Annotated in this window: 27 protein-coding genes; 7 read left to right on the top strand and 20 right to left on the bottom strand. The window is 40.1% G+C overall.

Annotation, left to right across the window (positions count from 1 at the left end; translation table 11 throughout):
• Positions 1-62: 62 nt before the first annotated feature.
• The 8 genes from CFS60_RS08405 to CFS60_RS08370 all read right to left on the bottom strand — a co-directional run bounded on the left by CFS60_RS08405 (position 63) and on the right by CFS60_RS08370 (position 5,163).
• Positions 63-542 (bottom strand): type II toxin-antitoxin system death-on-curing family toxin, encoded by a 480-nt coding sequence (locus CFS60_RS08405; protein ID WP_088815592.1) that lies wholly within the window; start codon positions 540-542, stop codon positions 63-65.
• Positions 535-933, bottom strand: a complete 399-nt coding sequence (locus CFS60_RS08400) for a hypothetical protein (protein WP_088815593.1) — start codon at positions 931-933, stop codon at positions 535-537. The genes CFS60_RS08405 and CFS60_RS08400 overlap by 8 nt, the downstream gene beginning before the upstream one ends.
• The gene (locus CFS60_RS08395; protein WP_088839080.1) at positions 896-2,524 is read right to left on the bottom strand and encodes a hypothetical protein; all 1,629 of its coding nucleotides are present in this window, start codon (positions 2,522-2,524) and stop codon (positions 896-898) included. The genes CFS60_RS08400 and CFS60_RS08395 overlap by 38 nt, the downstream gene beginning before the upstream one ends.
• Positions 2,521-2,868 carry a hypothetical protein gene (locus CFS60_RS08390; protein ID WP_088815595.1) on the bottom strand — a complete coding sequence of 116 codons (348 nt, stop codon included), beginning with the start codon at positions 2,866-2,868 and terminating at the stop codon, positions 2,521-2,523. The genes CFS60_RS08395 and CFS60_RS08390 overlap by 4 nt, the downstream gene beginning before the upstream one ends.
• Entirely contained in the window at positions 2,869-3,561 is a 693-nt protein-coding gene (locus CFS60_RS08385; RefSeq protein WP_088815596.1) for a DUF5081 family protein, read from the bottom strand.
• Positions 3,558-3,857 (bottom strand): WXG100 family type VII secretion target, encoded by a 300-nt coding sequence (locus CFS60_RS08380; RefSeq protein WP_088815597.1) that lies wholly within the window; start codon positions 3,855-3,857, stop codon positions 3,558-3,560. The genes CFS60_RS08385 and CFS60_RS08380 overlap by 4 nt, the downstream gene beginning before the upstream one ends.
• A complete protein-coding gene (locus CFS60_RS08375; RefSeq protein ID WP_088839079.1) occupies positions 3,850-4,245 on the bottom strand; it encodes a chorismate synthase in 396 nt (131 codons plus the stop codon). The genes CFS60_RS08380 and CFS60_RS08375 overlap by 8 nt, the downstream gene beginning before the upstream one ends.
• Positions 4,246-4,404: 159 nt before the next feature.
• Positions 4,405-5,163 (bottom strand): MurR/RpiR family transcriptional regulator, encoded by a 759-nt coding sequence (locus tag CFS60_RS08370; RefSeq protein WP_088810361.1) that lies wholly within the window; start codon positions 5,161-5,163, stop codon positions 4,405-4,407.
• A gap of 190 nt (positions 5,164-5,353) precedes the next feature.
• Between CFS60_RS08370 and CFS60_RS08365 the strand changes: the two genes are divergently transcribed.
• Entirely contained in the window at positions 5,354-6,670 is a 1,317-nt protein-coding gene (locus CFS60_RS08365; RefSeq protein ID WP_088810360.1) for a 6-phospho-beta-glucosidase, read from the top strand.
• A gap of 41 nt (positions 6,671-6,711) precedes the next feature.
• Here CFS60_RS08365 and pgmB read toward each other — a convergent pair whose 3' ends face one another.
• Positions 6,712-7,353 (bottom strand): beta-phosphoglucomutase, encoded by a 642-nt coding sequence (pgmB, locus tag CFS60_RS08360; RefSeq protein ID WP_088810359.1) that lies wholly within the window; start codon positions 7,351-7,353, stop codon positions 6,712-6,714.
• A 233-nt stretch (positions 7,354-7,586) separates the two neighbouring features.
• Positions 7,587-8,018, bottom strand: coding sequence for a universal stress protein (locus CFS60_RS08355; RefSeq protein WP_088810358.1), 432 nt, complete (start codon positions 8,016-8,018; stop codon positions 7,587-7,589).
• Positions 8,019-8,166: 148 nt separating this feature from the next.
• Between CFS60_RS08355 and CFS60_RS08350 the strand changes: the two genes are divergently transcribed.
• On the top strand, positions 8,167-8,619 hold the full coding sequence (locus CFS60_RS08350; RefSeq protein ID WP_088810357.1) for a MarR family winged helix-turn-helix transcriptional regulator: 453 nt from the start codon (positions 8,167-8,169) through the stop codon (positions 8,617-8,619).
• 10 nt (positions 8,620-8,629) lie between these two features.
• A complete protein-coding gene (locus tag CFS60_RS08345) occupies positions 8,630-8,989 on the top strand; it encodes a Lin0512 family protein (protein WP_088810356.1) in 360 nt (119 codons plus the stop codon).
• A gap of 37 nt (positions 8,990-9,026) precedes the next feature.
• On the opposite strand, the gene CFS60_RS08340 is transcribed toward CFS60_RS08345, so the two are convergent.
• Positions 9,027-9,407 carry a VOC family protein gene (locus CFS60_RS08340; protein ID WP_088810355.1) on the bottom strand — a complete coding sequence of 127 codons (381 nt, stop codon included), beginning with the start codon at positions 9,405-9,407 and terminating at the stop codon, positions 9,027-9,029.
• Between the two features lie 242 nt (positions 9,408-9,649).
• Here CFS60_RS08340 and CFS60_RS08335 point away from each other — a divergent pair, with 242 nt between their 5' ends.
• Positions 9,650-11,131, top strand: coding sequence for a lectin like domain-containing protein (locus CFS60_RS08335; protein ID WP_088839078.1), 1,482 nt, complete (start codon positions 9,650-9,652; stop codon positions 11,129-11,131).
• Positions 11,132-11,161: 30 nt separating this feature from the next.
• Here CFS60_RS08335 and CFS60_RS08330 read toward each other — a convergent pair whose 3' ends face one another.
• Positions 11,162-11,644: a methylated-DNA--[protein]-cysteine S-methyltransferase gene (locus CFS60_RS08330; RefSeq protein WP_088810353.1), complete on the bottom strand. Its 483-nt coding sequence runs from the start codon at positions 11,642-11,644 to the stop codon at positions 11,162-11,164.
• Positions 11,641-12,192, bottom strand: a complete 552-nt coding sequence (locus CFS60_RS08325; RefSeq protein WP_088810352.1) for a bifunctional transcriptional activator/DNA repair enzyme AdaA — start codon at positions 12,190-12,192, stop codon at positions 11,641-11,643. The genes CFS60_RS08330 and CFS60_RS08325 overlap by 4 nt, the downstream gene beginning before the upstream one ends.
• 313 nt (positions 12,193-12,505) lie before the next feature.
• Here CFS60_RS08325 and CFS60_RS08320 point away from each other — a divergent pair, with 313 nt between their 5' ends.
• The 3 genes from CFS60_RS08320 to CFS60_RS08310 all read left to right on the top strand — a co-directional run bounded on the left by CFS60_RS08320 (position 12,506) and on the right by CFS60_RS08310 (position 14,691).
• Positions 12,506-13,144: a lytic polysaccharide monooxygenase gene (locus tag CFS60_RS08320; RefSeq protein ID WP_088810351.1), complete on the top strand. Its 639-nt coding sequence runs from the start codon at positions 12,506-12,508 to the stop codon at positions 13,142-13,144.
• An 84-nt stretch (positions 13,145-13,228) separates the two neighbouring features.
• Positions 13,229-13,969 (top strand): ABC transporter ATP-binding protein, encoded by a 741-nt coding sequence (locus CFS60_RS08315; RefSeq protein WP_088839077.1) that lies wholly within the window; start codon positions 13,229-13,231, stop codon positions 13,967-13,969.
• A complete protein-coding gene (locus CFS60_RS08310) occupies positions 13,966-14,691 on the top strand; it encodes an ABC transporter permease (RefSeq protein WP_088810349.1) in 726 nt (241 codons plus the stop codon). Before CFS60_RS08315 ends, CFS60_RS08310 begins: the two co-directional genes overlap by 4 nt.
• Positions 14,692-14,698: 7 nt before the next feature.
• On the opposite strand, the gene CFS60_RS08305 is transcribed toward CFS60_RS08310, so the two are convergent.
• The 7 genes from CFS60_RS08305 to CFS60_RS08275 form a co-directional block, all read right to left on the bottom strand.
• Positions 14,699-15,202, bottom strand: coding sequence for a hypothetical protein (locus tag CFS60_RS08305; protein WP_088810348.1), 504 nt, complete (start codon positions 15,200-15,202; stop codon positions 14,699-14,701).
• Positions 15,203-15,214: 12 nt separating this feature from the next.
• Positions 15,215-16,024, bottom strand: coding sequence for a Cof-type HAD-IIB family hydrolase (locus CFS60_RS08300; protein WP_088810347.1), 810 nt, complete (start codon positions 16,022-16,024; stop codon positions 15,215-15,217).
• 79 nt (positions 16,025-16,103) lie between these two features.
• The gene (locus CFS60_RS08295) at positions 16,104-17,057 is read right to left on the bottom strand and encodes an ABC transporter substrate-binding protein (RefSeq protein ID WP_088810346.1); all 954 of its coding nucleotides are present in this window, start codon (positions 17,055-17,057) and stop codon (positions 16,104-16,106) included.
• Positions 17,054-17,812: a polysaccharide deacetylase family protein gene (locus tag CFS60_RS08290; RefSeq protein WP_088810345.1), complete on the bottom strand. Its 759-nt coding sequence runs from the start codon at positions 17,810-17,812 to the stop codon at positions 17,054-17,056. The genes CFS60_RS08295 and CFS60_RS08290 overlap by 4 nt, the downstream gene beginning before the upstream one ends.
• 114 nt (positions 17,813-17,926) lie before the next feature.
• Entirely contained in the window at positions 17,927-18,466 is a 540-nt protein-coding gene (locus tag CFS60_RS08285; protein WP_088839076.1) for a hypothetical protein, read from the bottom strand.
• A 3-nt stretch (positions 18,467-18,469) separates the two neighbouring features.
• Positions 18,470-19,849, bottom strand: coding sequence for a glycosyl hydrolase family 28-related protein (locus CFS60_RS08280; RefSeq protein ID WP_088839075.1), 1,380 nt, complete (start codon positions 19,847-19,849; stop codon positions 18,470-18,472).
• Positions 19,850-19,991: 142 nt separating this feature from the next.
• Complete coding sequence (locus CFS60_RS08275) at positions 19,992-22,103, bottom strand: DUF262 domain-containing protein (protein WP_088839074.1); 2,112 nt, start codon at positions 22,101-22,103, stop codon at positions 19,992-19,994.
• Between the last annotated feature and the right edge of the window lie 63 nt (positions 22,104-22,166).

Below are 22,166 nucleotides of genomic sequence, written 5' to 3'. Positions count from 1 at the left end.
TTGACTGGTAATCAAGTTATAGAGCGCCTTTTTTTATTTAGTTTTTTATCTATGTCTCCTCATTAAGTTTGTGATAACTTAACAATCACATCTTGAAAAAAAATATTTTTACTCATTTCTATTTCTAATTGCCTTAAAATTTTTTCGGATGAAATTTGGTGGCTTTTAACAGCATTCGCTTGTAAAATTTCTTTGATTGTTTCCTTTTCTATATGCGATTCCACAATATTTAAAGAAATATCATAAAAGCTAGCATCTATCTTTAAACAATATCCATTTATTCTTAAATAAACATACGTTGTCACTAAGGCAGTACGCTTATTTCCATTATAAAAGCAATGATAATTGGAAAGTGAATACCAGAGGTAAGCTGCTTTATCAAAAATCGTTGGATACAATTCCACACCAAAAACTTCTTGATTCAATGATTGCGAGATTAGTTGAATAGAATTCTTATCTCTGACACCATACATAGGTTTGACAACATTTTCGGTTAATTTCTGCAGAAAGTTATTAATATCAATTATTAACTGCTCATTCATAATTTTTCCTCACAAAATCTTTTATTTCTTTATAAGAATGAAACTTATTATGACTAATTTGCTCCGATTTATCTAGATATATAGTGTAATCTAAATAGTCATCAGAATAATTAATTGATATCATTGCTACAAAATCAGTGTTTACTTCCACTGAATTTTTTATTTTAGAAAACAATTCATTAATTTCGTTAAAATCCACATTACTATGTGTATCTTTTATTATCTTTTGTTCCGTTTCAACTATGGAATTGGTATCTCCACCAGAAATTCTTTCTTTTTTTACAGTATCAAATAACATAACTGTATACTTATTATCATCTCTAACGGAATCATACTTAATTAGAAAATTCGCTTTATTTTCCTTTAAGAATATTTGCAATTTCTGACACATCTTTTAAGTCTCCTGTTCCTATTCTATTTATTAAATCCCATTTTTGAGTATCATTTAAAGGCGATTTTAACCTTAAATCATCTAATAACATATTTAAAGTGTCAAATGCTGTCCGCTTATTTCCATCTACAAATGCATGTTCTGCAATACTTCTTGTTACTGCAGAAGTTTGTGCCCACACATCTTCATAATATGAAGCAGAATTGATGATACTCTCTATTGAATTATTCTGTTCAAGTCCACTAGAATATTTTTTGTTTATATTCCTAATATCATCAGCAATTTCATCCATATTATCAATTAAGTTTCTAGGTGGTTTATTGACATTAACCCCACTGGCTTTCTCTATTATACCATCAGCCCGTTTGCCTCCGCCACCCAAATTTACATCAAACTTCTGCAGCACATCTTTCAAATTCTCCGTCCCTTGAGCGATTTTGGAAGGCGCTTGGTTCGGGATGCCTCCCATGCCAGCTAAGGCTAGATTTTTTCGTGGCGGCAAGTTTAAAGAGCCTTTCATGGCGGTTGCCGTTTGTCCGACCTTGTCCAATCCTTTGATGCCTTTTTGTGTGGCGACTTGTAATGCGTCTTGAGTGGCGGTTTTTAGGCTGGCCATGCGCGTTCTCATTTGTGTTTGACCAAGTTTGGCAATATCCCCCACTTGTGTGGGGACATTTTTCACGCCTTGTAAGAGGGCATCACTCACGTTTGCTAAACGGCTTCCTGAGCGCATCATTTGTACACCGCCGGTTAGGGCTTTGACGCCTGGAATGACATCCAAAACCGCAAAAGCGCCGCGCTGGGCGCGTTCGGTGGCATCCAGTTCGCGGCCAGTCATCCAGTCTTTGCCTGTCTTCGCCGCGCTTATTTCAAGCGTACCGTAAGCGGCACTTAAAGCTACACCTGCGAGCGGGCAAAATGCGGAAACACCCACGATGACGATAGTGGCGACCACGAGTGTCCAAAATTCTGTCTTCTGTTGTTCATCTTTAATGGACGTGTAGGCGAAGGCTCGGGAATTTAACATCGCGGCTTGAAAATCTTGATGGCTGACGTCTTCTCCTTTGTTCGTCTGTTTCCATGCATCATACTGCAATTTCATTTGGTCGGCATAAAAGGTGTCCCCGCTGAATAAATCCTCGAGGCTCACTTTACTTTTTGGGACCTCTACTTGTTTTTGCGTATAGCTGTTTTCAAATTGTGTGGTTGTCGTGGTGGCTCCAATTCGGTTTTCTGTTGTGAACGTGGTCGCATCTAAGTCGCGCATGCCTGCCACAAAGTCATCTAGCTTTTCATAAAACGGGTGGTCGATCGTGTTGTTTACTATGTCCCCGATTTGGTCGGAAAAACGATAAAGGACGTCAAAATCCTCGAAAATCTCCTGATACTTGGATGTTCGGCTTGTATGGTGAAAGGAAATCACGCCGTCTGTGTCGTAGCGGGCAATGTCGTCTTCGGCTTCTTCCAGATTTTTGGATACTTTTTTTAGTTGGTCGATGGTGCCTTTGCCCCATGCGCCTTTCCCGATAAGGCCGCCGATACTTGTGTGGGCGCGTTCGAAATCGGCTTCTATGTACTGGATGTCTTTCATGCGTCGGGTCCTCCTATTTGAAGCGCCGCAATGACTTTCTCTGCCACCTCTTGATCCGCTTGTACCATCGTGTTTAAGATATCAAACACTAGCGAAGAGGACCGCTCGTAGTGGTCTTTTAATTCCATCACTCGTTCGTTTGCTTCATCGACTTTAGCCATCGCTTTCTTTGCTTCGCCCGCTGTGACATATTTCGTACTCTTTAACTTCGTCACCGCGGGTTGGATGACCGACTCAAATTCATTGGCCATCGCGAGCAGTTCTTTGGCGATATGCGTCATCTCATCAGGATTGATTTCAATCGTACTTGACGCACCCGCTCCACCCATTGTTAGTTGGGCCATCTATAACGCCTCCTTTACAGGGAATTGCAGCTCACGGTAGAGCTCATTCCAAAGCCAGTAACCGCTCACTTGCTTGTAGTCGTCGCGCACAACATCAATAGCGACCAGTTTGTCTTGCCACGCCACCACAAAATATTGCTGGTAAAACGCGGGATTTTCTTCTTCCATCGGCGTCTCTTCCACATGGAAATATTCCATACTGATAAAACGCTCGTCCGGTTCACAGGCTGACACCCTTTTTCTTTCGTCTAAAGTAAGAGGCCGTGTGAGGAATGTCTGCTCCACATTCGGCGTGTCACGTTGTAAGAGCGGGAAATGATTCGTTAAAAGTTGAAGTATCAGAACTTTATCAAGCACCTCAAAACGATAGCTTTTCCCCGCCTCTACTTCGACTAACAGATAGGCATTCTCCGTATCCTCTGCTGAAAAGCCGAACATAAACTGATTCAGACGAACAAATGACGGGCACGCCTGGTAACGCGAAAGCGCGTCCACCACAATAGCCCCGCCATCGGTCATGGCGCCCGTTTCATCCAGAATTTGTTTATCGAGTAAGCGTTCATACGCGCGCTGAAATCCTTCTTCGCCGCGAAGTTGAAACACCTGCCGGTCTGGCAAACCAAAGAGGGTGTCGCCGCCAAAGGCTGAAATCAGTAAAAATAATTCTTCGGTTTGAAACGTGTCTGTGCTCATAAGCGTTTCACCTCGCGCACGATGGCTTGTTCCTCATAATCTGCCACATAGTCTTGTAACTTGTTGAGCGCTTTGCGCTGCTTTTTATACTGCGTCTTCACTTCCGCATGATACTTTTCAATTAATTCCAAATAGGTCAAAAATGCATCGCGTGTCTTGCCGTCCCATTTCGCGCCGTTCACATACGAGATGAGTGATTGACACTGCTTGTGTGTGGCGCTAAGGGATGTTTCCACGATTTTAGCCTGCGCTTTCGCTTCCGCTACTTTGTCTGCGTTGATTTTCACATTAGCCATTTTCTAGCCGCGCCTCCCGTTCTTTTCGTTCTTTTTCCTTCTTCTCTTTTTCCGCAGCGTCCTCGCGAATAGCCTGTGCCTTATAATGCACATATTGATCATACGCGCGCTCTTTCGCCCGAACTAAACTCGCACGCTTCTCTTGTTCCTTGTCCATGAAATTGACTAGTTTTACCGTCAGCTTCTCCCGCTTGGTATCAAACTCATTCGACGGAATTTTACTGTTAGATAAATTCGGCACGCTACTTTTATAATTCCGGAAAATGCTTTCCGCTTCGTCCATCTGTTGATCATGTTCTTTAATCGCATCTTTTAACAAATCATGTAATTTATCGTAGTCATCCCGTTTTTTCTCGGTTTCAGTTTTCCCCATACCAAATAGTCCCATTTACTTCACCTCAGTTTAAAAGAAAAATGTTTGAATAGCCGCCAACGTAACCGCAGCTATATATGTTTATTACTCTTTTTAGTATACCATGGTTTCGAAATGAAATTGTGACGACTTTATGTACTTTTCGCACACAAACCAAGCTGAGGTGACTTCACCTCAGCTTGGTTTATCTTCCTTATCCAATTGTGTTCTAATTTCACGGGCAACGCATTCGATTGTGTAGAGTGCTGGGAGTTGGGATGTGATGTTTGCATCTTGGTACATTTCTTTGTTGATGTAATAGGAAATGTTTGCGTCGGATAGTCTGGCGATGGTTGATTTGGCGCTGTTTGTGATGGAAACAATTTTGCATTTTTGCGACTTTAATTCATGAATATAGCGAATGATGTCTTCGTTTTCTCCTTCTACCGAAATGGCAACAAGACAAATCTTATCGGAAAGTTTGCTGGAAAGGTGGTAGAAAGGGTGATTGAGTGGGTCTTCGATATGCAAGGCGAGTGTGAACAGTGACGAGAAATAAAGTGCGCCGTATTCGGCGATAATACCAGATGAACCGATGCCAGCAAAAAGGACTAGCTCCGAATCGCGCAGGACCGACGCCGCACGTGCAACTTGACCTTTAAACTCAGGGGAAGCGGTTCGTTGTAAAAAGTCAATGTAGGTCGTTTCATCTGACATGTCGATGCGTGTGCGTTTTTGTTCTTCGGCGTAAAGCTGCAGTTTGACGCGGAATTCGGAAAAGCCGTTGCATTTGAAACGGCGGCAAAAGCGCAAAATGGTCGTTGTGCTGACATGTGTCGCATCTGCCAAGTCGCGAATGCGCATGTAAACGACTGTGTCGAGATGTGACGTTATATAGTTATAAATATCGAGTTCTGTATCATTTAGTTCGATAGATTGGTCTAAAAAAAGCATTTTAAGCCTCCAACATGATTTTTCTTCATTTTATCATGTAACACCTCGTTACTCAAATGTGACAAATTCCTTTTTGGAAAATGGCTACCCAATTGTTGCAAAAAGCTGGTAATTTACCGTTAATCTTTCTATACTGTAAGTGGAAATAAGAAAGCGTTCACAGATTCTTATAATATTGGAGGAATTAAAAATGGCAAATGGTATTAAAATTGCAACTATTGGTGGCGGCTCAAGCTATACGCCTGAACTAATTGAGGGTTTCATTAAACGTCAAGATGAACTTCCTGTACGTGAAATTTGGCTAGTCGATGTGGAAGCTGGTCGCGAAAAACTGGAAATCGTTGGAAATCTTGCGAAACGTATGGTAAAAAAAGCTGGCGCTAACATTGACATACATTTAACACTTGACCGTGAGGAAGCATTAAAAGACGCTGATTTCGTTACAACGCAATTACGTGTCGGCTTGCTTGATGCGCGTGTTAAAGATGAGCGTATTCCAAACTCGCACGGCGTAGTTGGTCAAGAAACAAATGGTCCTGGTGGAATGTTTAAAGGACTTCGTACCATTCCTGTTATTTTAGATATTTGTCGCGACATGGAACGTTTATGTCCTGACGCTTGGTTGATTAATTTTGCCAACCCTGCTGGAATGGTTACAGAAGCTGTTCTTCGCTACAGCAACCAGAAAAAAGTGGTGGGTCTGTGTAACGGACCAATTGGGATTGAACGAAATATCGCAGAAACTCTTGGTGTGGATCCTTCTGAAATCTACGTAGAATTCGTTGGATTAAATCACATGGTCTTTGCGAAAACTGTTTATCATAACGGAAAAGACGTTACACGTGATGTTGTTTTCAAAATGACAGAAGAAGAGCAAGGTTCTAAGCTTAAAAATATTAATGCGACAGGTTGGGATAAAACTTTCCTTCGTACGTTAAATATGATTCCAATTGATTACTTGCGCTACTACTGGCAAACAAAACAACAATTAGAAGATCAAGCAAAAGCTTATGCGGAACACGGTACACGTGCAGAAGTCGTGAAAAAAGTAGAATCCGAATTATTTGAGCTTTATAAACAAGAAGAGCTCGCTGAAAAGCCAAAACAACTTGAACAACGCGGCGGCGCTTATTACAGTGAAGCGGCATGTAATTTAATCAACTCAATTTACAATGATAAACGCGATATTCAAATTGTCAATACACGCAACAATGGTGCGATTTTAGATATTGACCCTGATTCTGCGGTGGAAACAAATTGCGTAATCACTCGTCAAGGTCCGATTCCTCTAGCAAGCGGCCATTTACCAATCGCTATCAATGGAATCATTCAAGAAATTAAAACGTTTGAACGCTTAACAGCTGAAGCGGCAGTAACTGGAGATTATGACAAAGCACTTCTTGCGATGACCATAAACCCACTTACTCCAAGTGATAGCGAAGCACGCGTTTTACTTGACGAACTTTTAGAAGCGCATAAAGAGTATTTGCCAAACTTTAATAAATAAACATGAAAAAACAGAATGACTCGCTCATTCTGTTTTTTTGCTTATAGTGCTAATTGACTTAATTCTTCTGTCGATTGTAAATTGATTTCTGCTTTTTGAAGGCTTTTGTCTGTTCCAATCGAAACGGCTGTCATGCCAGCACTTTGAATCGCTGCAACACCTGCTTCTGCGTCTTCAATGCCAATGCATTCTGTTGCTGTCAGATTTAATCCTTTTATCGCCTCGAGGAAAACTTCTGGATCTGGTTTCGAGCGCGCAATTAGGCTGGCGTCAACTACATAGTCAAATTCTTCTAAAATATGTAAGGAAGTTAAAATGGCTGTCGCATTTTTTGATGCGGAAGCTATCGCTTTTTTGATGCCGTTTTCATTTAATCTTTCCAAAAATGGAAGGACGCCAGGCAAAACGTCATCGGGCGTAATATTTTGAATTAAGCTGACATAAAAATCATTTTTCCATGCCATTAAATCTTCTTTTTCGGCTACACTAAACGCCGCTTCTTTTCCTCCAAATGTTAAAATTCTTTCGAGTGAATCTTGTCTGCTTACACCTTTTAGTTGTTCATTAAACGTGCGATTGATTTCGATGCCGATTTTGTCGCCAAGTGCTTTCCATGCTTGGTAATGATACTCGGCTGTGTCGGTGATGACACCATCTAAATCAAAAATAACGCCTTTTATCATGAAAAAACTCCTCTCAGTATTTATGGCCTCATTATGATAATAACTGTGAAACGCTTTCATTTCAAGCATTACTTTTTGTTATCGCTAACAAAAGAAGGATAACATTGTAGTTATCCTTCCAACCTGTAGAAATAAGCCAAATAAAATGTAGCGCGCACAATCAGACTGATGGCAAACGGAGCGGAACGCCGGCAAGAACTCCGAAGATTGTCGTTTGTCATCAGTTTAGCTCATTAGCGAGCAATTAATGTGTCAACTGATGCATGACCTAAAATGTAGCTGGAGATGCTGCCTAGCACAATTTTTTCAACGCGATTTAGTCCGGTTGCGCCAACGACAATAAGATCGGCTTCAAATTCTTCTGGCAATTCTTTGGCGAGAATAGTTTTCGGATTGCCGCTCTCCACGTAGGTCGCGATTTCCTGCAAACCTGCTTTTTCGGCTTCTTCGCGGTAACCAGCAATTCGAGCTTTCGCTGCTTGCATCGCTCTTTCTTCGAGTGAGCCGTCATAAGAAATATTAGGAGAAAATGATCGTAAGTCTACTACGCTCGCAATTCCAAGTGTGGCATCGTATTTCCCAGCAAGTTCAAGCGCTTTTTTAAAAGCATGGTCAGCTTGGTCAGAACCGTCAACTCCGACTAATATTCGTTTATAATTTTCCATTGTTTTCCTCTCCTTCTTTAAGAAGCATTATCTACTTCACTTTACCCGTAACCGAAAAACTAAACACTCTTTTGATAAAAAATAAATTTCTTGTTTTTCTAAAAAAGGGTATAATGATGTAAGGGAAATTGAAAAAAGGGGTCAAAATATGGATATTGAAACAAGATTGAACCAACAAATTGCATTATTTTATTTTGGGTATAAATCGTTTACAAATTCTGCTGATGATCTTATCAATAAGCATGATTTAACGCGTTTACACCACCGAATTTTGTTTTTCATTGCTCGTATGCCTGGTATTACGACTGGTGAAATGATTACAATTTTAGAAATTTCCAAACAAGCTTTGCAAAAACCAATTGCTGAGCTGCGCGAAAAGGGCTTGATTCATGTTGGCATCGGGGAGCACGACAAGCGCAAACGGGCACTATTTTTAACGTCAAATGGCATTAGATTGACACACGAACTGGATAAAATACAGCGGAAGCAATTAGCGGAAGCTTTTAAAGCAGCTGGTGATCCTGAGGGGAAGGTTTTTACGGCCGTCTTAAAAGAGTTCGCCAAACACCGCGCTGGTGCCGATTTTATTCAACATTTTTAGGAGTGAGAATATGGAAAAACTACTTTTTATCCAAACAGGTTTTGGGGTTGATGTACACGGTCAAGATGTGACAAAAGCGGCTGTGAGAGCTGTGCGGCATGCGATTTACCATAATTCGATGCCGGGTATTCAAGCGCTCCTGCCTGATGCGGATTTGAACAATATGGTCGTGCACGTGAAGCTCGCTGTGCCGATTGATAAAGAAAGCGTCGATTTCGCCGCAATTAAGGCTCTGATTCCTTACGGCACGGTTCATGTGTCAGTGATGGACGGCGGCATGATAACGACTAGCGGCATTTTTTTAGAAGATAAAGCAGATAAAAATGATTTCATGTATATTGTGAATGCTTCTGTTGAAACTGGATATTGAAAAATAAAAGCCAGCGGGTAAAATCGCTGGCTTTTTGCTATTTATCTTCTAAAATAGCGAAATAATTTTGTTCTGGGTCATGGAAATTAAAAACGCGTCCGAGTGGCGTATCTACTAATTCTCCGACGGGAACGCCGTTTTCTTTGAATGTAGCGTAAGTCGCATCTAGTTCATCCGTATAAAAAAGTAAAGAAGGTGTACCTAAATTCATATCGGGGCTCATTTTCGCGACAGCAATTTTATCTTGCAATACAATGGTTGTGGCTGTTTCTTCATCTGGCGCAATTTCAATCCATTTCTCCGCATCCGTTTCCTTGTTACGTGCGCGAATAATAAAACCTACTTGCTCCGTCCAAAAGCGTGCAACCTCTTCTTGATTTTCAATATATACCATGACTTGACCTAGTTTTTTTATCATCCTTTTGCCCCTTTCAGGTTTTGATTTTATTTTACATGATAGAGTAGCAAGCGGCAAATTTCATATCTTTTTCCAAGAATATACTTTTGTATACTTATCACCTCGAGAACAACTTTCAGAATTTTACTCTATATAGTATAATGAAGCGGGAGACTATTTAGATGATTTTTATCTTTTAAATAGAATAAAAAGAAAGGATAAAAAAACAGCTTATATTTTCAACTAAAAAAGGAGGATTTAAAATGAAAAAATTGTTATGTTTGTTAGCGGGAATCAGTTTTATTTTAGCAAGTTTCTTCTTATTCTTACCTGGAAATCAAGTTGATGCAAAGGAGTATCCGGCGGGGGCAACACCAGACCCAACACCAATTTATGAGCAGCCTAAACCAAAGCAATTGCTTCGTACAACCCCTTTGCCGACTAAGTATGACCCGCGTATAAACGGGTTAGATACACCAGTTAAAAATCAACAATCTAGAAATATTTGTTGGTCATTCTCTTCAAATGCATCTATTGAAACAGCTTTGTTAAAGCAGACTGGAACGACGTATGATTTTTCCGAGCTCTATGCTGATTACTACTCGGCAAGAGATGCAGATGGCGTAGATGGAAATAATCCTAAAGCATATAATCGATTTTTAAATACTGGTGCCCAAGAATACAATGTATTTTATGAAGGCATGAATTGGGAATTACCTGTCCTTGAAAGTGAAATGCCATTTGATCAATATGCTACCTATCTACCTTCTTTAAACGTTTTATCTAAAAAACCAGTTGCTCATCAGCAAGGAATGAATAATATTGTGAAGCTCCCAATAACAGCAAGCGAGACTGAGCAAGCACAAAAAGTGAAAAAAATAAAGGAGCATCTTGTGAAAAATGGTGGTCTTACATATCAATGGACTGCAAGCTCTGCTTACAGAAACACATATATGAATCCAACAACAAATGCGATGTATGTACCGAAAGATAACTATACAACCATTTCACATTCTTCTCTCATTATTGGGTATGATGACACATACAGCAAAGAAAATTTCCGATTGGCGTACCAGCCCCAAAATGACGGCGCTTTCATCGTGAAAAATAGTTGGGGATCAACTTGGGGTGATAAAGGCTACTACTATGTGTCTTATGAAGATGCATATATACTAACTTCTGCTATGTACGGTGCGAAACAAATGGAAACCGTCCAAAACTACGATAATATGTATGCCATGGCACCATTTGCTTCTTTATCCACATATCCTGCAACAGCGAATACGTATATTGCTAATATCTTTGATGCTCCAAAAGATTCAAAAGAAAGCATTGAAGCAATTGCAATTAATACCACACAATACGACACACCTTACGAAATTTATATTAATCCAAACAGCTCTGATAAATCCTTTTCCAACCTAAAACTAGTTGCAAGAGGGGTAAAAACGGACGCTGGTTATGAAACGATTAAATTAAATGAATCTATCCCTATCACAAGTACAGATAAGTATGCGGTTGTAATTAAATTCTCGTTACCAAACGGCGTTTCAAAAATGCCAATCCCAATGTTTAAACACGAAGAAGTAAATTATCCGCGTGATTCTGTGAAATCTGGAACAAGTTTTTATTCCACCTCCACAAATCAAGCAAGCATGTCTTGGCGGGAGGCTTCCACACCGAGTAACTGGTCAAGTAATGTAGCTTATAAGTTCTATACCAATGTTTATACGAAAAATTTATAAACCATTAACTCCTAAAAATCGCCAAAGAAACTAACTTCTTTGGCGATTTTCTAGTTTTAGTAGCTGTTCTTTTAATGGTAATCCGCCTCGGTAACCCGTTAGTTTACCGGACTTACCGATGACTCGGTGACACGGGATGGCGATTAAAATCGGGTTGGATCCGATTGCTCGCCCTACTGCTCTAACTGCTTTTGGGTTGCCAATTTGTGTGGCAATTTCTGAGTAGGAAGAAGTCACACCGTACGGGATTTCGCGCAAAGCTTTAAACACGCTTTCTGTAAAATCGCCAACAGAAAAATCTAAAGGCCAGTCAAAAGATATTTTTTCGCCGTTAAAATAGGCTTTTAAGTCCTCCGCTTCCCTTGAAAATTCTGCAGAACGCCTAAATTCCTCATTTTTGTACTTCTTTTCATAAAACGCGATCAATTCGTCGTAGTCGGCGCCAATAAAGCAAACACCGCGTTTCGTTTTCGCAACATATAAACCTACATCGTCAATAAAATCATAAATCATTTCAGCACCTCATTTCGGTATTTGGATGGCGTCATGCCCATTTGTTTCTTAAAAAGAGTGGCAAATTGTGCGGCGTTATTAAAACCGACAGCGCGCGCAATTTGTTTGATTTCCAAGTTTTCCTTTCGCAGCATTTCCTGCGCTAAAATTAGCTTTTTGCGGATAACATAATGATGAATCGTTTCGCCCGTCACCTTTTTAAACGTGCGATGCAAATGACTTTCACTACCGTGGCAAGCAGCAGCAATTTGTTCGAGCGAAAGCGGTTCCGCTAAATTACTCGCCACAAAGCGTTTAATGTCCATCACCCATTCGGCATCTGGCACGCGCTCGCCGCCTGATTTACATCTTTTGCATGGCCTAAAACCCGCTTTTATCGCGGCACCACTTGATTTGAAAATGACCACATTCTCATAATTTGGCGCTTTTGATTTGCAAGACGGCCGACAAAAAATGCCTGTCGTTTGAACAGCATAATAGAATACGCCATCAAAATTAGCATCGCAATCGGTAATAGCCGTCCATTCTTTTTTCGTTGGTTTTTGCATCGTGCCCACCTCCACTTTTATTATAACGCAATCGGGCATAAAATAACGGTTTCAGGAATGAAAAAGCAAGAATTGAAACATTGCTTGCTAAACGTTCGTCATTGTATGGTTTTCCCCTTTCTATGAAAATTTGACTAGCTATTTTCTTCCCAAAAAGTTCTTTTCATGAGGTTTTTCAGAAAACTCCTCGTTTGAATGGTCTAGTTTACAGGAGGAAGCTCTCATTTTTTGATTTTCGTGATTATCTTTGATGGGCTAGGGAAAAGAAAAGCGGGCGAATGTTATTTATGTGTACCAAAAAGGAGGAATAGAGATGAAGAATTTTTTTGGAAAGTCGGCTGTATTTTTAGGGGCTATTGCGCTAACTGTTTCGGGGGCAACGGTTGGCGTATCCGCACACGGGTACATTTCAAAGCCTGAGAGTCGCGCTTATTTAGCGAAACTTGGCGTAAATCAAAATGCGGGGCCAATTCAATATGAGCCGCAAAGTGTGGAAGCAACGGGAAACTTCCCAACTGGCGGACCAGCCGATGGCCAAATTGCTGGCGGGGGGAAATTTAGCGACATGGATGTGCAAACCGATTCGAGATGGAGTAAAGTAAACTTAACCGGTGGCGCAAATACAATTGAATGGACGCTAACGGCGCTGCACCGTACTTCTGAATGGAAATATTATATGACGAAAAAAGATTGGAATCCAAATGAGCCGATTACACGGGCATCGCTTGAGCATCTGCAAACAATTGATGCCGGCAATACGATTCCAACGACAAAAGTCACTCAAACGGTAAATCTCCCAACTGATCGTTCAGGCTATTACGTCCTTCTTGGCGTGTGGGAAATTGCAGACACTGGGAATGCCTTTTATCAAGTGGTTGACGTGAATTTATCGAACAACGGGACATCGGGCAGTTCCCCGTTACAATTTGTACCGACTTCTATCCAGTTTTAAACAAAAAATGAGAGCGGGAAAATTTCCTGCTCTTTTCTTGTGTTACGGCTTCGTTTATAATGATTTTAGGAGAGGAGTAAACGAATGAACGCCATACAAGTGAAAAACGTAACATGTGAATATCAAGAAACTATCGCCTTAAATAAGATTTCGCTTGAAGTGCCTGAAAAATCAACTTGCGCCATTATTGGACCATCTGGCTGCGGGAAAACAACACTTCTCCACGCAATGGCGGGTTTTGTCGCACCAACAGAAGGCGAAATTCGCTTTTTCGGGGAACAAAAAATCGGTTTTCCTGATGAAACTGGGATAATCCTACAAGATTACGCGTTATTTCCTTGGAAAACTGTTTTTGAAAACATCGCTTTAGGTTTAAAAATCAAAAAACAATCTAAGGCCGAAATAAATGACCGCACGCAAACACTTTTAGCGGAACTTGGCCTTGAGGCGTGCCAAAATAAATATCCGCCAGAACTTAGTGGTGGGCAAAAACAGCGCACCGCAATTGGGAGAAGCCTCGCGCTTAATCCGAAAATTTTATTGCTCGATGAGGCCACGAGCGCGCTTGACGCGATGACGAAGGAAAGTTTGCAAAATAGGCTGCTAGAAATCCAGCAAAAACGCGCCACCACAATGGTTCAGGTCACCCACTCCATTGAAGAGGCCGTTTTTCTCGGCCAGAAAATCATCGTCATGGGCACAGGCAACATTAAACAAGAAATCGCCAACCCTTTTTTTGGACAAAGCGAGCTCCGTATGCGAAAAGAATTCTATGACATGTGCCGAACAATTCGTTCCGCGCTCGGAAATGAGGTAGCGAAATGAAAATCAAAATCGCAAACAGCCTCATCGGCATTTTAGGCTTGCTACTCATTTGGGAGTTGCTTTACCTTTTTATTAGTAGCCCCGTCATACCAGCGCCGCTTGCAACGTGCGTCTTATTTTTCGAAAAAATCCCCGAACTGATTCCGCATACGCTAATGAGCCTGTACAGAATTGTCGTCGCCATTCTTGTTTCGCTTCTCATCGGAATTCCACTCGGCATTTTCATTGGCGCGAACCAGCTGGCCGACAAATGGCTCTCGCCGATACTTTATTACATCTATCCGATCCCAAAGGTTGCCTTTTTACCCGTATTCATGATTTTATATGGGCTTGGCGATTTATCAAAAATCATGCTCGTAATCTGGATTATCATTTTTCAAATTATTTTATCCGCGCGTGATGGTGTGAAACAAATGGACCCAAACTGGGAGAAAATCATGTTTTCCTTCCAAGCTACGCCTTTTATGAGGTTTAAGCACCTACTTTTACCAGCCATTTCACCGCACATCATTAGCGGGCTTCGCATCGCTATCGGCATTTCGCTCGCCTCACTCTTTTTTGCGGAAAATTATGCAACTACATATGGACTTGGTTACTACATTATGAATGCGTGGTCAGTAATTGACTATCCTGACATGTTTTGCGGTATTTTAGCACTTGCATTTCTCGGTTTTTTCTTATTTAAATTGACCGATTTATTAGGAAAAAGGCTAATCAAATAAAAAACGTTCAAATGAACGTTTTTTTATTTGCAGCTCTTTTTAAAATTAGTTTTTCCCCTGTATCTGTCACAAAAAGATTAATCTCAGCAATTTTAACGGCTGAAAAATTCTTACCGTTTGTTAAAATCTTTATTTTGGAGCCAACTGGATGTTGAATAAAGAACTGCGTTAACTCGACAACGCCCACTCCACCTCTTTGGGAGTAACCTTTTCGGATAACTCGCCCTTTATGTTCCATTTCTAACACTAAAAACAGCATGATAGATTTACCACTTCCTGTTTCAAACCATTTCAATGTGGCTTCTATCGGAATTGTACAAGCTTCAATTGATTTATTTGCTTGCTTATTTAAAATGATAATCACAATAATCATACTGACAAAAATAATGGCACTTATTGCTAATAATACCTTCCAGTAAGGCTCAGTTTGTATATTTAGTGACAGTATACCACCTATAAAAGAAAAAATGGTAAGCAGGATAGCAATATTCATTTTTGCGTCAATACTCATAAAAATAACCCCTTATCGTAATTTTCTCTGCTTTAAAAACTTATAAATGCCTTCTCTTTCATTCGTTTCCGTCACAAAATCAGCTTTTTCTTTCAATTCATTGTTCGCATTCCCCATCGCGACACCGATTCCAGCAAATTCAATCATCCCTAAATCATTTTCACCATCACCAAAAGCAATCACATTTTCTTGCTTCACAGAAAGGCGCTCAGCCAAATTCCGCACGGCCACCGCCTTATCAATTTGCTCCGGCAAAATCTCAATATTGTTCATATGAGAGGACAAAAAGTGCACATTTGGGAGCACTTCAAGCTCCGTACGCAACTCCTGAATCCGCGAAAAATCCTGCTCCTCTACAATTAAACCGTTCACCATCTCATCGACAAACCGCTCGAATACATCTCGCTCATTCACCGAAACATGTTTCACCGCCTGAACGCGCTCTTTATCATCTTCTTGTTTAAAATGGGACGGGACTTCACCAATATAGAACACCGTATCCGTCGAAAAAAAGAACGCCCTTACCTTTTCAGCCTGGCAAATCTCGTAAATTTTTGTGAGCGCATCATTATCCGTTTTCACGTGGTGGAAAATCCCCTCTTTGTTCGCCGCAATTGAGCCATTTGAAGCGATTACAAATGCTTCTTCATGAATATTTTTCGCAAATTCATTCGCCGCATGAAACATCCGCCCAGTTGCCACCGAAAAATAATGGCCTTCTTTTATTAATTTCCTCAAAAGTCGCCGTGTTTTTCTCGGCACCTTATGATTTTTCCCAAGCAACGTACCATCTAAATCGGTACAAATCAAGTATTTCTCCACAACTTTCTCCCTTTCCAAACCTTTACCTTTAATTATAGCGAAGTCCATAAAAACCGCAAGATGAACTTGCGGTTTTAAGTCAATCCAACATCGAAAAATCGGTCATTTCGTCATAAGAATAATCCTTTTGAATCATTTCTTTTTCTTTCGTCCATTTTTCAATGCTATCAAATTGTTTTTTGCTGACTTTTTGAGCTTTTGTATAGTCTTCTTCTTTATTTTCTAAGTAACTTGTCATCGCATCTGGGAATTTATACGTCTTTAAAATATCCGCGTAATCAGCCGCATCATGCTCATTCATATACGCAACACCTTTGTTATACGCCCGGTAAAACGCAGAAATATCCGCTTCGCGGGATTTCACAACATCGCTTGCAAAACTAATTGTGCCACCTTTAATCCCGTATTCTGCGGAGCTTCCGAGAACATGGGCGCCATTTTTTTCAAGAAGAGTGGCTTGAGGTTCTGTAAAAATCACAGAATCCACTTGATTATTCAAAAGCGCTTCATATCGCGCAGAAATCGACGGAATTTGTACGATTTTGTAGCTAATATCATTTTCCGCGGCCATTTCGTCCATGATGTATTCTAGTAAAAACTTCGGCACGAGCGAAACTTCCTTGCCATCAAGCTGTTTGATATCCGTAATCCCTGAATCAGGCGAGGAGAGCAATTTGAAATCTTCATTAATATCGGACGTAATCGTGAAATCCATACCACCGTCACGCATCGAAAGTGCCGTCATCACATCGCCAATCATACCGTCGATTTTCCCAGCTTGAGCCGCGACATTGCGGTCGTTCGGCGCATTAAACGGGGTAATCTCCACATTCACTTTTTCTTCCTCAAAAAAGCCTTTTTCTTTGGCTAAAATAATCGGAATAGCAGATTCTGCTGGCAGCGTCCCAAAACGCAACGGTTTGTTCGTCGTTTCCGTTTTTGTCTCCGCAGCCTTTTCTGGTTCCGAATTTGAACACCCTACAACCACTACACCAACTAAAAGCAACATTAAAATTCCAAGCCATTTTTTCAATTTTCCTTACCATCCTTATGTAAAATTTGTTTCAATTCTTCCGCTGTCATGCCGAGTGCAACAACTTGGCGGTGAAGTTCGAGTGGAGGCGTTTCGCGCTCATTTCGCCCTGGTTTTGTCGTAAAAGCTAGTTTAATTCCTGCTTGTTGCAGGCGTTCCAAATCAGCCTCGCCGTAAGCCCCAAATGGGTACGCGAAAATATCCGGCTCATCGACAAATTCCGCACACGTTTTTAAATCCGCCAAAAGTTCGGCTGTCGTCGCCGTTTGAAATGTGCTTTTCGCACCATCTTGATCATGCAAATCGGTCGTATGGTTGGCAAACGTGAACACGTCACGCATTTCGTTCACCTCGCTCACACTCATAACCACTGATTTTTCTGGATTAAAGCGCTTGGCGGTTTTAGCTAGCCAGCCACGCACAACAAATAAAGTCGCGTGTAAACCACGTTTTTTTAACACCGGGTAAGCGTACCGTAAAACGGATTGGAATGCATCATCAAATGTAATTAGTACGGCATTTTCAGGCAAAGTTTTACCTTTTTCATAAAAATCCCGAACATCCTGCATCGAAATTACATTAAATCCCCCGCTTTGCAACATATCCATTTGCTTTTCGAAGTCATCCACATAAGCAAAAAGCATTTTTGGAAGTGCGGCATCACAATTTGTCGCCACTTCAACCACCGAAGGCGCGCTCTCCCCAATTGCTCCCCGCTCGCGCAGTTCGTGATACATTAAAACATGAAAACTCATTTTCCCCTCTCCTTTTCGTGAAAACACTCACAAGAACCCCTTTCATTTTAGCGGAATGAAAGGGGTTTGTAAATGCGTGATGTGAATTTTAACGCTTATATTTTATAGGAGCGTTTAGTTTGGAATATACAAAGCACGTTTCCCGAGCCCTGCTGAATCTCTCTGCCCAACCTGCACTTGAGCAAATCCCGATTGTCCATCTGCGCGGTAACGAATTGCTAGTCCCGTATAGCTATTCGCTGGATTTGAAAGTAGACGTGCTAAATATTCGCCATCAACACTTTGTAAATTAAAATCAGTTGTTTTAACAGTCTGATTAATAATTTTTATATTTTTATCATTGAGCTCAAAAATTGGTTTCCAGCTAAATAATTGGTCACCTATTGGGACTTGCTGTTCAACATTTAAGCCATCTTTTGAGACAGATAAGCGATATTTATGATCCTCACCTTCTAAGACTACCCCTTTTCCCTTCGCTTGGTCGGCATTTATAGCGATACCTTCCTTCGCTTGAACATGTCCATTTAAAACAAGTTCGACATTAGTAAGCGTTGTATCATTTGGCGCAACAGACAAATACTCGTCCCATCGCCCTCCGCTCTCCTCATTTAATTTTTCCAATTTAAACTTCTCAGCATCATCCATTAGCATCATGCGCTACTGCTGCCTATTGCTTTCTAAAGTTAAATCGGGATTAGTTGCACGTTTAATTCGCATAATGCCGTCCGCTGTCAAAGTAATATTCTCATTATTAAGCTTTGTTTCTACTGAATTGATTGACAAGTGTGTTTTCCAAGCCGTACCTTCCGTATGTCTATCCAAATTCAGTGCGTTGGTAGAATCCTCCAAAGCCATCCGATACTTTTGTTTATCACTTTTTAAAGCTAGTTTTGGATTTAAATTCCCCTCAATTTGAGCCGCATCACGGATTTTAAAAATATAATCTGGATAACTTGAAACGCCAAGAACACTATTATTGTTCTCTACCATCGATACTTTTGTCATATCATCAGAAATAACTAAATTTTGTATAGCCATTTCTTCCAAAGCTACTTTTTGAGTTAAGCTATAAATGGTTGACATTATCGTATTTTTCAAATGGAACTCTCCTGAACCTCCGTCATTCATAGCAGCTTCCCCGCGAATCGGCAACACCATAATTTCTTTACATTTAAGGTTACCGCTTCCTTCTGTGATAAGTGCATTCCCTGTAATCCGTTCATTCGTTTGAGCGGAAACAGTTAATCCGATTGCCTCTCTAGTAACCGCTTTAAATGAAATTGCCGTATTAGCAAATGCAGCCGAACAGCCTACCATATTCACACCTCGGCAATCTTCATATTCAAATGCAGTTCCAATTCGAGGTATGTTAGGTTCAATCGTATCATTTGGATGATTAGCAAACCCCTTGCAGCCAATTAAATTAATTTCCTGATATTTCTTAAAGTAGTAACAAGCTTTTCCAAGCAAGTCATTCTCGCTTACATGGCTTTCCTTTAGTGCCGTTTCTTTTTTCACACGGGTAACGGTACTATTTTCTAGCAAAATAGTTTGCCCTAATTTATTAGGCTCTGTTACAAAATTAAATCCACTATGATTGTAATGAAGGTTCATAATGCTGACATTGCGAAACGAAACTTTGTCATATCCGTTTTCCACTAAAATACCGTCAGCATTCGCGTTATTACAATTAATATCAATCCCTCCATCAATATTTATCCCTGTATTAAATATTGTATTCGGATCTGCGGTAGATTGCTTAAAATAAAGTAACGCCGCTCCTTCAAATCCCGTTAATGCTGTAATTCTTGTTTTATATGATGTTTCTGTTAAAATTTTAATCGCTGTTGTTTGAACAATAATTGGAGATTTAATAGCAATTCCTTTTGCTTTTGGAAAATAAACACTCGCCCCACCACGTCTCGCAGCTTCTTCAAAAGCTCTATTAATTCCTGCTGAGTCATCCGTCACACCATCTAGCGCAACATTATAATCACGGATATCAATAATGTCATCGACAATAGTTGCATAAGTCATTTTAATCCTCTCCTTTATTCAAATTTGCTAATATTTCTATTAGCACCTAAAATTTAGCACATGTTCAACATTCTCTCAAGAAAGGTATACACTCATCTAAAAATGAAAATCCCCGCCACATTCCGCAGCGGGGATTTTCAATTTAATAACTTACATTACTTAACTTTCTATCCTCAACATTTTTGCCTTCGTACTTAATTGCATCCACTAACAAAGTACTGTACTCCAAATTATATAAATCCATCAGTTCCTTAATATAGTTCATCTTTCGTGAGTTCGAAAGATCAATATACACATATACGCCAGACATTACCTCGCTATTTGTTACCGTTGCTTCGCCTGAAAACATTGACTCTAAACCAGTTTGGCCTTCTGCTTTCATTAGCTCGATAATGGGCATGCTGGATATTTCCGTTAACTCTTTTACGAAATGGACATAGAACTCTTTCCATGTTGTCACAAATTGATAGTCTTCATCCTTGAAACGATAGCCTTTTATTTTATAACCAGTGAAAGTTTGTTCGCCGTTATAAACGATCATTTCATTTTCTGGAATGGTTGGCAAAAATTCTGTTTGCGGGTACGTCCAAATTTTAAGCGCGATTTCAATTAGTTCTTCTGTTCGTTGATTGATTTCTTGCTCGCCCCAATTTTCAGCGTGAGCGGGAAGTTTATTTAGATTGACGAAATGGCTCTCTTTAAATCCTTTTTCCATATTTTGTTTTTCCAAAAAAGATTTGTTGCTGTATTTTGAGTTATAGCCCGTCAGTGTTAAATTTCCGAGCCTGTTTAAGTACATTTCGTGGATTTGCTTGTAATCTTGCCCCAACTCTTGTTGCCATGCGAGCGTCAGCCGCCGCGGCATAATGTGCTCAATCGAATATTTTCGCGCGCTAACGCCTTCATAAATCTGCAGTTCTTCGGCATGCCCAAAATTTTCCAACCGCTCAAAAAAATAAGTTCTAAAAGCAGCGTTCATATTGTAAAAATCATTTGCGCGTAAATGGTCGTTGATAACGAAATCGTCCGGAATTTTTGCAGTACTCGTTTTGGTTAAAATTAGGTAACTAAATAAATCTTTTAGCGTGGGCGTGTCATTTGACTCTGCTCTCAACCGTTTTAAGTCGCGGTACAAAGTTTCAATAACTTTGTTAAGAGAATTAGACGGTATTTTAGCAATCATTCTTCTTGCGATGTAGTTTTCTAAAATAGTGAAAACATCGACAACTTCAAAATCTTGCAAGTCATTTTGGTTGTAATCATAAAGAACCGCCATTAGGAACGGGCGTACAACGGTTGATTGCAATTCATTGAAGCGTCTCAAAATGGCATTGATTTCTTTGTTTTCCGTGTTGCCTTCCAAAATTTGCTGATAGGCTAGCGAATATTCTGAAAGCTCATCGAAAAAGACCGTCTTATTATTAAATTTGCTACTATAAAATTCCGTAAACGTTTCATATACCTTCGAGATATTCGGATATTTGCTATTTTTAACGGTTAAGTAGTCTCGAAAAAACGAGCTTAGCTGAAATTGTGTCCGCTCTTCAATTGGTTCCCAGTAATTTTGGAAATGCGCCAATTGCAGTTCTTGCTTTTCATTCATCAAAAGAAAATTCCGAATTTTATCGGCATCGGTCAAGTCCACACCTGTTGAATTTAAACTTTCAAAAATGAGTTGCGGGTCATCATCTGGTGAATTCAAATTGACAATCATCACTTGTAATTTTTCTATCGCATTCATAAGTTCGTCGAGAGAAATGCTTTCCTTTTCCAGCTCATGATAAAAGTATTCATAGTTTATCGTTAAATTTGAATGCTTCACAAAGAATTTTTCGTCACCAAATAACTTTTTATATGTATGAAAATCTCTAGAATTCGGTATCAATTTATATTTATCTACATCGCGACTGAACGCGTCCATCAAAAATGCATTTTCAATATTGGCCGGGTTCACCCGTTCCCCTGTCAATTGGTGTGCTTCCATCCAGTTTTTCAACGCCAAAAGAAGCAGTGATATGGTTGTAAGTCGCTGTTGCCCGTCGATAACAATAATTTCCTGTGATAAATTTCCCGGTTTTACGACCATACTTCCAAAAAAATGCGTCTGTCTATGTTCTTTCTCTAACATCATTAAATCTTCCATGAGCCGTTTGCAGTTTTCTATCTTCCAATCATAATTCCGCTGATATACTGGAATTATCAGTTTTGAGGCACCGCGCAAATATTCTGTCAGATGCCTTACATTACCTTCCATATTTTCATGTCCTCCTCCGCTTTCGCTAGGTTTCGCGAAGCTGTTGTTTAATTGTCTATATGA

The sequence above is a fragment of the Listeria sp. ILCC792 genome, assembly GCF_900186135.1.
GTDB lineage: Bacteria > Bacillota > Bacilli > Lactobacillales > Listeriaceae > Listeria > Listeria goaensis.
This window is presented reverse-complemented; position numbering and strand designations above follow the sequence as displayed.

Excerpts from the sequence above, each read along its gene's own strand:
- CFS60_RS08330 (WP_088810353.1), bottom strand. The coding sequence starts at position 11,644 with ATGATTTATGATTTTATTGACGATGTAGGTTTATATGTTGCGAAAACG.
- CFS60_RS08280 (WP_088839075.1), bottom strand. The coding sequence starts at position 19,849 with ATGACTTATGCAACTATTGTCGATGACATTATTGATATCCGTGATTAT.
- CFS60_RS08290 (WP_088810345.1), bottom strand. The coding sequence starts at position 17,812 with ATGAGTTTTCATGTTTTAATGTATCACGAACTGCGCGAGCGGGGAGCA.
- CFS60_RS08275 (WP_088839074.1), bottom strand. The coding sequence starts at position 22,103 with ATGGAAGGTAATGTAAGGCATCTGACAGAATATTTGCGCGGTGCCTCA.
- CFS60_RS08320 (WP_088810351.1), top strand. The coding sequence starts at position 12,506 with ATGAAGAATTTTTTTGGAAAGTCGGCTGTATTTTTAGGGGCTATTGCG.
- CFS60_RS08365 (WP_088810360.1), top strand. The coding sequence starts at position 5,354 with ATGGCAAATGGTATTAAAATTGCAACTATTGGTGGCGGCTCAAGCTAT.
- CFS60_RS08355 (WP_088810358.1), bottom strand. The coding sequence starts at position 8,018 with ATGGAAAATTATAAACGAATATTAGTCGGAGTTGACGGTTCTGACCAA.
- CFS60_RS08395 (WP_088839080.1), bottom strand. The coding sequence starts at position 2,524 with ATGAAAGACATCCAGTACATAGAAGCCGATTTCGAACGCGCCCACACA.
- CFS60_RS08345 (WP_088810356.1), top strand. The coding sequence starts at position 8,630 with ATGGAAAAACTACTTTTTATCCAAACAGGTTTTGGGGTTGATGTACAC.
- CFS60_RS08340 (WP_088810355.1), bottom strand. The coding sequence starts at position 9,407 with ATGATAAAAAAACTAGGTCAAGTCATGGTATATATTGAAAATCAAGAA.
- CFS60_RS08375 (WP_088839079.1), bottom strand. The coding sequence starts at position 4,245 with ATGGGACTATTTGGTATGGGGAAAACTGAAACCGAGAAAAAACGGGAT.
- CFS60_RS08380 (WP_088815597.1), bottom strand. The coding sequence starts at position 3,857 with ATGGCTAATGTGAAAATCAACGCAGACAAAGTAGCGGAAGCGAAAGCG.
- CFS60_RS08370 (WP_088810361.1), bottom strand. The coding sequence starts at position 5,163 with ATGCTTTTTTTAGACCAATCTATCGAACTAAATGATACAGAACTCGAT.
- CFS60_RS08285 (WP_088839076.1), bottom strand. The coding sequence starts at position 18,466 with ATGATGCTAATGGATGATGCTGAGAAGTTTAAATTGGAAAAATTAAAT.
- CFS60_RS08310 (WP_088810349.1), top strand. The coding sequence starts at position 13,966 with ATGAAAATCAAAATCGCAAACAGCCTCATCGGCATTTTAGGCTTGCTA.
- CFS60_RS08350 (WP_088810357.1), top strand. The coding sequence starts at position 8,167 with ATGGATATTGAAACAAGATTGAACCAACAAATTGCATTATTTTATTTT.
- CFS60_RS08315 (WP_088839077.1), top strand. The coding sequence starts at position 13,229 with ATGAACGCCATACAAGTGAAAAACGTAACATGTGAATATCAAGAAACT.
- CFS60_RS08335 (WP_088839078.1), top strand. The coding sequence starts at position 9,650 with ATGAAAAAATTGTTATGTTTGTTAGCGGGAATCAGTTTTATTTTAGCA.
- CFS60_RS08405 (WP_088815592.1), bottom strand. The coding sequence starts at position 542 with ATGAATGAGCAGTTAATAATTGATATTAATAACTTTCTGCAGAAATTA.
- CFS60_RS08385 (WP_088815596.1), bottom strand. The coding sequence starts at position 3,561 with ATGAGCACAGACACGTTTCAAACCGAAGAATTATTTTTACTGATTTCA.
- CFS60_RS08400 (WP_088815593.1), bottom strand. The coding sequence starts at position 933 with ATGTGTCAGAAATTGCAAATATTCTTAAAGGAAAATAAAGCGAATTTT.
- CFS60_RS08390 (WP_088815595.1), bottom strand. The coding sequence starts at position 2,868 with ATGGCCCAACTAACAATGGGTGGAGCGGGTGCGTCAAGTACGATTGAA.
- CFS60_RS08305 (WP_088810348.1), bottom strand. The coding sequence starts at position 15,202 with ATGAGTATTGACGCAAAAATGAATATTGCTATCCTGCTTACCATTTTT.
- CFS60_RS08325 (WP_088810352.1), bottom strand. The coding sequence starts at position 12,192 with ATGCAAAAACCAACGAAAAAAGAATGGACGGCTATTACCGATTGCGAT.
- pgmB (WP_088810359.1), bottom strand. The coding sequence starts at position 7,353 with ATGATAAAAGGCGTTATTTTTGATTTAGATGGTGTCATCACCGACACA.